8 protein-coding genes, 1 tRNA gene, 1 other RNA gene and 1 pseudogene are annotated in these 8,476 nt (G+C 69.4%); 6 read left to right on the top strand and 5 right to left on the bottom strand.

Going from position 1 to position 8,476, the window contains the following annotated elements:
* Window positions 1-210: 210 nt before the first annotated feature.
* Both BL254_RS17330 and BL254_RS17325 read right to left on the bottom strand, forming a co-directional pair.
* Window positions 211-295 (bottom strand) — tRNA-Ser (locus BL254_RS17330).
* A 62-nt stretch (window positions 296-357) separates the two neighbouring features.
* Window positions 358-780 (bottom strand): molybdopterin-binding protein, encoded by a 423-nt coding sequence (locus BL254_RS17325; RefSeq protein ID WP_047223051.1) that lies wholly within the window; start codon window positions 778-780, stop codon window positions 358-360.
* Between the two features lie 189 nt (window positions 781-969).
* On the opposite strand from BL254_RS17325, the gene ffs reads away from it, so the two are divergent.
* From ffs to BL254_RS29555, 5 genes and pseudogenes are all read left to right on the top strand, one after another.
* An RNA gene (ffs, locus tag BL254_RS17320) (signal recognition particle sRNA small type) lies at window positions 970-1,066 on the top strand.
* 59 nt (window positions 1,067-1,125) lie between these two features.
* A complete protein-coding gene (locus BL254_RS17315) occupies window positions 1,126-3,927 on the top strand; it encodes a DNA polymerase III subunit gamma and tau (RefSeq protein ID WP_076844071.1) in 2,802 nt (933 codons plus the stop codon).
* A 147-nt stretch (window positions 3,928-4,074) separates the two neighbouring features.
* On the top strand, window positions 4,075-4,389 hold the full coding sequence (locus BL254_RS17310) for a hypothetical protein (protein ID WP_076844069.1): 315 nt from the start codon (window positions 4,075-4,077) through the stop codon (window positions 4,387-4,389).
* Window positions 4,389-4,766, top strand: coding sequence for a hypothetical protein (locus BL254_RS17305; RefSeq protein WP_052914580.1), 378 nt, complete (start codon window positions 4,389-4,391; stop codon window positions 4,764-4,766). The genes BL254_RS17310 and BL254_RS17305 overlap by 1 nt, the downstream gene beginning before the upstream one ends.
* Before the next feature lie 88 nt (window positions 4,767-4,854).
* Window positions 4,855-5,211 (top strand): annotated as a pseudogene (locus BL254_RS29555) (hypothetical protein); the annotation flags it as partial.
* Between the two features lie 681 nt (window positions 5,212-5,892).
* Here the strand turns inward: BL254_RS29555 and BL254_RS17295 are convergent.
* The 3 genes from BL254_RS17295 to BL254_RS17285 all read right to left on the bottom strand — a co-directional run bounded on the left by BL254_RS17295 (window position 5,893) and on the right by BL254_RS17285 (window position 7,589).
* A complete protein-coding gene (locus BL254_RS17295; RefSeq protein WP_047223054.1) occupies window positions 5,893-6,732 on the bottom strand; it encodes a hypothetical protein in 840 nt (279 codons plus the stop codon).
* Between the two features lie 189 nt (window positions 6,733-6,921).
* Window positions 6,922-7,188: a Crp/Fnr family transcriptional regulator gene (locus tag BL254_RS17290; RefSeq protein ID WP_052914581.1), complete on the bottom strand. Its 267-nt coding sequence runs from the start codon at window positions 7,186-7,188 to the stop codon at window positions 6,922-6,924.
* Window positions 7,185-7,589, bottom strand: a complete 405-nt coding sequence (locus BL254_RS17285; RefSeq protein ID WP_256386257.1) for a Crp/Fnr family transcriptional regulator — start codon at window positions 7,587-7,589, stop codon at window positions 7,185-7,187. The genes BL254_RS17290 and BL254_RS17285 overlap by 4 nt, the downstream gene beginning before the upstream one ends.
* A 387-nt stretch (window positions 7,590-7,976) precedes the next feature.
* Between BL254_RS17285 and BL254_RS17280 the strand changes: the two genes are divergently transcribed.
* On the top strand, window positions 7,977-8,438 hold the full coding sequence (locus tag BL254_RS17280; RefSeq protein ID WP_076844067.1) for a YbaB/EbfC family nucleoid-associated protein: 462 nt from the start codon (window positions 7,977-7,979) through the stop codon (window positions 8,436-8,438).
* Window positions 8,439-8,476: the final 38 nt, after the last annotated feature.

Genomic DNA, 8,476 nt, shown 5'->3' with positions numbered 1-8,476 from the left:
CACACCCCCACACAGCTGGATCGGACACCGTCTCACCAGCCTGCCCCGCCAGCACGACCCACAACACGGTGAACCAACCCGGCCACAGCACTAGCGGGCCGCTCGCGGATGGCCCCCGGCCGGGCGAAGCCCGGCACCGGGGGTCCGGGGGTCGCCCCCCGGGCAGATATAAGGCCCCCGCGAAGCTGAACGCAGTTCAGCGAGCACGCGCGGAGGATGCGAGATTCGAACTCGCGAGGGGTTGCCCCCAACACGCTTTCCAAGCGTGCGCCCTAGGCCACTAGGCGAATCCTCCGTCGACCACACTATCGGATCCGAGGGACGATCGAGGCAGCGGGCCGGGTGATCCACCGCTGGTCAGGGCGCGGCGATGGAGATCTCCGTGGACTTGATCAGAACGGTGACCGCGGAGCCCGCCGCGAGGCCGAGGTCGCCGACGGCCGCCTTGGTGATCGCGGAGGTGATCGTTTCTCCTCCTTCGACAGCGACCTTCACGATGGCTATTGCCCCGCCCTGGTCGATCGCGGTGATCGTGCCGGGGATCTGGTTGCGGATGCTCAGGCCRGACACCTCACCCACGGCCAGGGACACCTCGGTCGCCTTGACCAGGATCTGGACCTGCGCGCCGTTGGTGATGCCAAGTTCCCGGACCGCCTCGGTGGTCACCGCGGCGACCACTTCCTGCCCTGCGGCGAGACGAATCTTCACGGCGCTGATCGCCTCACCTGAAGTGATTTCAGTCACAGTCCCAGAGAGCTGGTTGCGAATACTGATGCTCATGCTCGACCTCACCGAGTTTCCTGCGTGTCGTGGGCGATCGGGTGCCGCTACCTTCGCACGGGACGCACTCGTGCCGTCGTGACGCTGAGCGGTATGGAACAGTTTGCCGGGGCTCACCGTGCGGACAATGGTCACCGCTGGCAGGTGCCCCCGCCGCGAAGATCCCCCCGGCAGGCCATAGACTGTCGGACAGACCCCTCGTGCGGCGTCACCCTCGTGAAACCCCCCAGGGCCGGAAGGCAGCAAGGGTAAGCAGGCTCTGGCGGGTGTGCGGGGGGTCGCCCTTCGTTACGKGGTCTTCTTCGTCACGAGGTCGCGGTCCTGGGTTACGACGAGGTAGGTCCAGTGAGCGGTGCGCTGTACAACCGATACCGTCCGGCGACCTTCGCCCAGGTCGTCGGCCAGGAGCATGTCACCGGCGCGCTCATGCAGGCGCTGCGCACCGGCCGCATCCACCACGCCTACCTGTTCAGTGGGCCGCGCGGCTGTGGCAAGACGTCGTCCGCGCGCATCCTCGCCGCCTCCCTGAACTGCGTGGACGGCCCGACGCCGCAACCGTGCGGGGTCTGTGACCAGTGCGTGTCGATCCGCGCCGGGGTCAGCATGGACGTCACCGAGATCGACGCCGCCTCCCACGGCCTCGTCGACGACGCCCGTGACCTGCGGGAACGCGCGTTCTTCGCGCCTGCCTCGGCGCGTTTCAAGGTGTTCGTCGTGGACGAGGCGCACATGGTCACCGCGGCGGCCTTCAACGCCCTGCTCAAGGTCGTCGAGGAGCCCCCGCCGTATCTGAAGTTCGTGTTCGCGACCACCGAGCCGGACAAGGTCATCGCCACCATCCGGTCTCGGACGCACCACTACGCGTTCCGGTTGGTCCCGCCCGGCGTGCTGCGCGATCATCTGACGTCGATCTGCGCGCAGGAGGGCGTGGACGTCGACCCGACGGTGTTACCGCTGGTCGTGCGGGCCGGCGCCGGGTCGGTCCGGGACTCGCTGTCCGTCCTCGACCAGCTGCTCGCCGGCGCCGGCCCGGACAGCCTGGGCTACGACCGGGCGGTCGCGCTGCTCGGCCTGACCGACGGCGTCCTGCTGGACGAGGCGGTCGACGCCCTGGCCGCGCATGACGGCGCCAGCGCCTTCACCGTCATCGACAAGGTCGTCTCCTCCGGGCACGACCCGCGCCGCTTCGCCATGGATCTGCTCGAACGCCTGCGGGATCTGATCGTGCTCGCGGCCGTCCCGGACGCCCCCGCCAAGGGGCTGCTGGAGACCTACTCGGCCGACCAGCTCGAACGGATGCGTGACCAGTGCGCGCGGATGGGCCAGGCCGAACTCTCCCGCGCCGCCGACGTCGTTCACACCGGCCTGGTCGAGATGCGCGGCACGACCAGCCCCCGGCTGCTGCTCGAACTGACGCTGGCGCGCGCGCTGCTGCCCGCCGCGGGTTCCGATCCGTCGGCACTGCTGGTCCGCATCGAACGGCTGGAACGTCAGGGGGTGGTCACCGGTGCCGCCATCGGTGGCGCCACCGCCCCGGCCGCGGGCGCCACGGGCGTCGCGAGTACGGCCCCCGGCACGCAACCGGCCGTCCTTCCAGGTCCGGCCACCGCCGCGAGCATGGTTGCCGCGGGCCCGGCTGCCGCCGCGGGCGCGGTTGCTGACGCGGCGGCTCCGGGCGTTCCGACGGCAGTTCCGTCCGCCGCGGCCAGACCGGCATCCAGAACAGCTCCGGCCAACGTGGCGGGGCCTGGGCCTGGGCCTGGGCCTGGGCCTGGGCCTGGAGGAACGGTTCCCAGCACGGCGGCCGCGGCCGGACCCGGCGCGCCGGTCCAAACCTCGCACCGGCCTGCCGCGGCTGCCGCGGCGCAGGCCCCCGGTCCGGCTGGCTGGGCTCCCGCAGCCGAGGTGCCGCCACCAGCCGACGTCCGCGCTGGCTCCTTCACTCCCGTTCCTTCCGCGGCTCCGCCGGACGGGCTGGGCGGGCCGGGCGACGGAACCGACGCCGGCAGGCTGCGTGCGGTCTGGGGCGACGTGCTGCGCGCAACCCGGTCACGCAAAGCCACCACACACGCCCTGTTGCAGGAGTACGCATCGGTCGCGGATGTCCGCCGCGACGAGGTCGTTCTGGCCTTCTCGGCGCCACCGATCGCCCGGATGTTCGGACAGGGCAGCAACGTGGACGTCCTGTGCGCCGCGCTGACCGAGGTCGTCGGCGGCACCTGGCGGGTCACCATCGCGACGGGCGGCGGACCGTCAGGCGGGCCGTCCGGGGGGGCAGCGCCATCCGGCGGCGCCGGACCGTCCGGCGGCGCCGGCCCGTCGGGTGGCTTCGGGGGATCCGGCTGGTCGGGCGCCGCACGCCCGGGCGCGGGGCCGGCCCCCGGCAGCCCCTCCGTCCCACCAACGGCTTTGGGCTCCTCCGATTCTGGTTCCTCCGGTTCGTCAACGGCTACCGGCTCGCCGGCAGCGTCTGCTGCGGTGGCCCCTGCCGCCGCGCCACCAACGGCGTCGTCGTCCTGGGGCCAGGCCGCACCTGCCGCCTGGCAGGCGGCCGTCCGGCCTGTGAACGGCTCGGCGACGTCTGCGGCCCCGAACTCGGTCTCAGGGGCCTCAGGGGTGGTCCCGCAGCAGACACCACGGGCACAGGCGGCTCCGAACACCGCCGCACCGTCCGACAAGAAATATCAACACAGCGTCACGCCCACCTCTGCGACCGTTCACAGCGACATAAACAGAGGCACGAACAGCGACGCGAACAAGGACACGAACGAGACGCACACGCCACCGGCAGGTTCGTCGCCAGTGGGTTCACCGCCGGGAGGTCTGTCGGGGGCAGGTCCGGCGACGAGCTCGGCGACGCCATCGGCCGCCTCGGCAACCGATCCGGAGGCCGACTACGACGGGGCCGACGACGAGTGGTTCCCCGCCGACGACCCGTCCGGGCCTGCCGGCTCCTCACCGGAAAGCCGAAACCAGCACGGCGCGTCCTCCGCGCCCGGTGTGTCCTCCCCCGCGTCGGCGAAGTCGCCCTGGGGAGGAGGAGGCCAGGAGACCTTGGCCACCGGATCGCTGTCGGGCGAGGACGCCGCAATGGCCCTGCTACGAACCGGCCTCGGCGCCACCATCATCGAACAGCCTGCGAAGTGACACCTACCGGCCCCAGGTCGCATCCAACCGGCTCACACCATATGATCATTTGCGGATGATGCCGTACCGTACAATATCGCTCACGGTGCGACACAAAACCTCAACCAGGGAGTTACCACGATCGTAGGAGGGGATTAGCATATCCATATGAGTGTCAAGCAGCGGCTCTCGGCCTCCGTGGACGCCGAGTTGCTGGCCGTGRCCYAGGAAGCGGTCGCGCAGGGCCATGCGGAGAGTGTGAGYACCTGGGTGAACGACGCCCTGCGCCTGAAAGCCGACCATGACCGTCGGCTGCGGGCCCTCGACGACTTCCTCGCCGCCTACGAGGCCGAACACGGTGAGATCACTGAGCAGGAAATGCGTGATGCCGCCCGGCAGGCTCGTTCCCGAGCAGTCGTGGTGCGCGGCGCACCAGGCASGGATACTCCTCCTTCACCTGGCCGTGATCGGGGAGCCGCCTGATGCTCGTGCTGGACGCCGGGGCGTTCCTCGCGGTCGAACGCGGTGACCGGAGCGTGGTGGCCCTGGTCAAGAGGGAACGCCTGGCAGGCCGCCCGCCGGTCACGCATGGGGGTGTGGTCGCCCAGGTCTGGCGGGGTGGGTGGGGACGGCAGGCCGGGGTCGCCCACCTGCTCGCCGGCGTCACCGTCACACCGCTCACCGACGCCCTGGGGCGCCGGGCGGGCATGCTGCTGGCCCGCAGCGGCCAGTCGGACGTGATCGACGCGGCCGTGGTGTGCCTGGCGGCCGACGGAGACGACATCCTCACCTCCGACCCAGGTGATCTTCACATGCTCGCCCAGGTCGCCAGTATCCACGTGGAACTCATCGCCGTGTAAAGAAGCCGGCGGCCATGATCTCCGTCGCTCAGGCAAAGACACAGGCCAGGACATCAGTGGGTTGCGTTGATCGRCCGGAGGCTGGGAGGTGGATGTGGTTGACGATCCCGCGCGTTTCGATACGCCGCTGTACACCGTGGCTGAGGCCGGCCGCTACCTGGGGGTACCGACCTCGACGTTCACGACCTGGGCCTAYGGCTACACCCGCCGCTCGCCGGTGCACGGCAAGTCGATCGTGACCGTCCGGCCCCGTACCATCCCGGGCGGGGCGGTGGTACCGTTCGTCGGCCTGGAACTGACCACGCTCGCCGGGCACGACGGCATTCCGCAGGACGAGACCGTCGCCGACGTCACCTGGCGGGCCGACACCGCCCGGCTGGGCTGGGTGGCGTTCATGAAGGACGAACGGATCCGCCGCCGGCCCGCCGAACAGCAGGCCGTCCGCACGCACCGCGCGCTGTTTCTACCTCACCCGGCAGAACCTGCCCGGGACGGTGATGGCCGACTGGCTGCTGACCAACCTGCTCGCCATCACCGCGGCCTGCGCGCAGCCGGGACCGTTCCTCTACGCCGTCCACGCTCGCCAGATCAAGAAAATGGATCTCAACTGATCCCGGCTTACACAATATTGATCGACAACAGATCCGCAGTTCAAAGATCCGCGACAAATCCAGACCGGACTACCAGCCGTCGGCTGGACCACGTTCTCATTTCGTCTTGCGCGTCGCGAATTTTAGTATCGAACGTGCAACGTTCGCGAGTACCTGCTCGGCTTCCGCCGTGGGCAGCGAGGCCAGCGTCTGATYCGGCGAACGCTACTGGCCCGCCGGGAGGCACCGGGCCGTGAAAATTGCTCGCAGCCTCCTCGAGGTCGCTCGGCCTGGCGAACTCCTCCTCGGTATCCCCTGAGGTCGGCCCGGAGTCGTCGGGATTCGACGTATCAGCCGCCTCACCAGCCCCTCGCTCGGAAGCTGGGGGTGATGAATCCCCTGCCCTTTCATCGCCTTTCCCGCCAGGCGGCGTGCCAGCAGTGGCCTCGGAGCCGGTTTCCGCGGATGACGATCCGCCGTCGGCTGGTTCGACCGACCCCAGACCAGGTTCGCCCGACGAAGCGGAGTCCGGATCCTCAGCGGCCATCGCCGTCGACCTCGTCGAACGGGTTGGCGCCATACCCACGGCCGATGTCGTGGCCAGCTATGTTCGGCCGGTCGAGATGACTACCTATGATCACGATGTTGCCGCTGATGACGTCGCCGCTGGCGCTATCCCTCCTGGTATTGGCGTCCCGCTGTCCGGTATCGGCATCCCGCTGCCCGCCGCCCTTCCCTGGCCTACCGGGAAAGGGCGGTGGGGTGGGGGCGCCGGGCCGCTGTCGCCAACCGTCCGCGTTCGGCACGTAGATCCAGGCTCGGATCCGCAGGCTTTTGATCGTCACGTCGACRCATTGGTAGGCGCTTGGTGGGACCCGGCCGTAGTCCTCGGCGACCACGGACTGGTACACCCGGTCCGAGACGATGACCGCCAGATCGGCCTCCGGCGCGGCGGTGAACGCTTCGTGCAGCGGATCGGCATCGACGAGCCGGCACACCTCGACCGCGTGCCGGCCGCTGATGACACCGTCGTCGATGAGAACGTCGCCGTCATGGATGGCGACCCGCAGTCGCATCCGCGCGGCTGGGCTGGCGCGCTTACGGTCATGCCGCAGCGCGGTGGCCAGCCGGTCGAGGAAGGTGTCGGTCAGGTCGGCGAGGGACACCGCCGGGTCGATGGCGATCAGCAGACTGTCGTATCGGTCCTGTATCGACGGCGCGGTGCCGTGCCGGGCTGACAGCCCGACCGCGTCCAGGCCCTCCTCGACCACCAGTTTCAGTCGATGTCGTAGGTCGACCTGTGTGGGGGTGTCACGCTCGCTTGAGCCCTCGATGTCGACAACCACGAGCCGCCGGTTGACCGGCCGATGCACCATCAGGCTCCTTCCAAACGACTTTCGGAACGCCATCCGACAGCGCCCGTCCGCCTACAGGGTCCGCACTCGGGCCGCGGTATCCGATCATCGTGGTGCGACGCCGAGTGACACGCCTGAGTGGGCGTGCAGGTGCGTCCTACCGGAGCGCTGACGGCGTCAACTACGCCATTGGCACATTTTCGGGCTTGGCTACTCTGGCCTTTTGAGCTCATTGGCGACCCGCGCGAGACCCACCGGATCCAGCACGGTAAACCGCTCACGGGCATAGTCGATCAGCCCACGGCGGCGGAGCTCGGGCAGCTCCCGGCTCGCCGAACGCAGGCCCACACCGGCCGCGGCGGCAAGATCCTGCTGGGTCAGCCGGATTTCGATGACGGCCCCGTCCGCGATCGACCGGCCACGCTGCTCGACAAGCTCCAGCAACTTGCGCGCGATCCTCGCCCGCGCCGGCATCATCGGTCCGAGAACACGTTCCCGGTCCGCGTCACGCAGCCGGGCAACCAGGCGGACATGATGCCGGCCGCCAGCTCCGGTCGGTTACGCACCTCGCTGAGGAACACCGACGCTGGGATGACGCGCACCCGCACCCGGTCCCCCGCGACAACGGTCGCGGTCCGGGGCCCACGACCGACGACGCCCATCTCGCCGATCACCTCTCCGGCACCGCGGTAGGCGAGCACCGTGGTACGTCCATCGTCAGCGGCTATGGCAACCTTCACGAGCCCGCGCTCGATCAGCATCACCACGTCGGCGACCGAACCGTGCAACATCAAAGTCTCGCCCGGCTCATACCACCTGGGCCGGCCAAGCGCCTGCAGCGCGGCACGCGCGGCAGCATCGAGCTCCCCGCTGTTCACCGGATGCCGTCACACCGAGGTGTGGACTCCCGTCGCAGGCCATCGTCCGTCTCCTCGGACCGTGGCATCGCCGTTCGGGCACCGAAAACCCTCGACGCGTCCCCCATAATTCTGGCTCTGCCAAGATTCTGACCCCCGTCGGTCGCAATTGATCGGGAGCATAGCGTGCATAGCGAACGTCGGATGCCATATCCGCACCTATCCGGTTACYAATACGCTCTTACACTGGATCTATTCGCTACTTTCAGTGATGCAGTCAGCCGGTTCGTGTCGTTGACGCTGTGGCGGGCTCGACCTGGAGGTCTGGCAGGGGAGTCACCAAACGATCTGGGAGCCTTCGGGCACGGCCCGGGTGGTGGGGTTGGTGGGTGGACGTAGGCTCGTGGCATGTCGAACCCGCAGATACCGCCGGGCGCCGGGCCGAGCATCGGCCAGCTTCTTCAGCAGGCCCAGCGGATGCAGGCCGAGTTGCTGACCGCCCAGCAGGAGCTTGCCGACGCCAGGGTCGACGGCACCGCCGGCGGCGGTCTGGTGAAGGCMACGGTGACCGGCGGGGGTGAGCTGGTCGAKCTCGTCATCGACCCCGCCGCGGTGGATCCGTCCGACACCGAGACGCTTGCCGACCTCGTCCTCGCGGCGGTCCGGGACGCCGCCGACAACGCGCGCAGGCGTGCCTCCGAACGGATGGGCCAGGTCACCGGCGGGCTCGGTGACATCCTCGGCGGGTTCGGCGGCTCTGGCGGTATCGGGGGCCTCGGCGACGTCGGTGGTCCCGGCGGAGCTGGTGGTGGCCCGGCGGGTCTGCCGGGCGGGTCAGGCCCGGGGTCGATACCTCCCGGCCTGGGATGACAGGCGCACGATGAACGACTCGCAGGCGGGCGGGCAGG

Source organism: Protofrankia sp. BMG5.30, assembly GCF_001983005.1.
GTDB classification, from domain to species: domain Bacteria; phylum Actinomycetota; class Actinomycetes; order Frankiales; family Frankiaceae; genus Protofrankia; species Protofrankia coriariae.
The sequence above is the reverse complement of the archived record's forward strand: the minus strand, read 5'-3'. Positions and strand labels throughout refer to the sequence as shown.

Coding starts and splice junctions, on each gene's coding strand:
- BL254_RS17305 (WP_052914580.1), top strand. CDS start 4,389: ATGCTCGTGCTGGACGCCGGGGCGTTCCTCGCGGTCGAACGCGGTGAC.
- BL254_RS17290 (WP_052914581.1), bottom strand. CDS start 7,188: ATGATGCCGGCGCGGGCGAGGATCGCGCGCAAGTTGCTGGAGCTTGTC.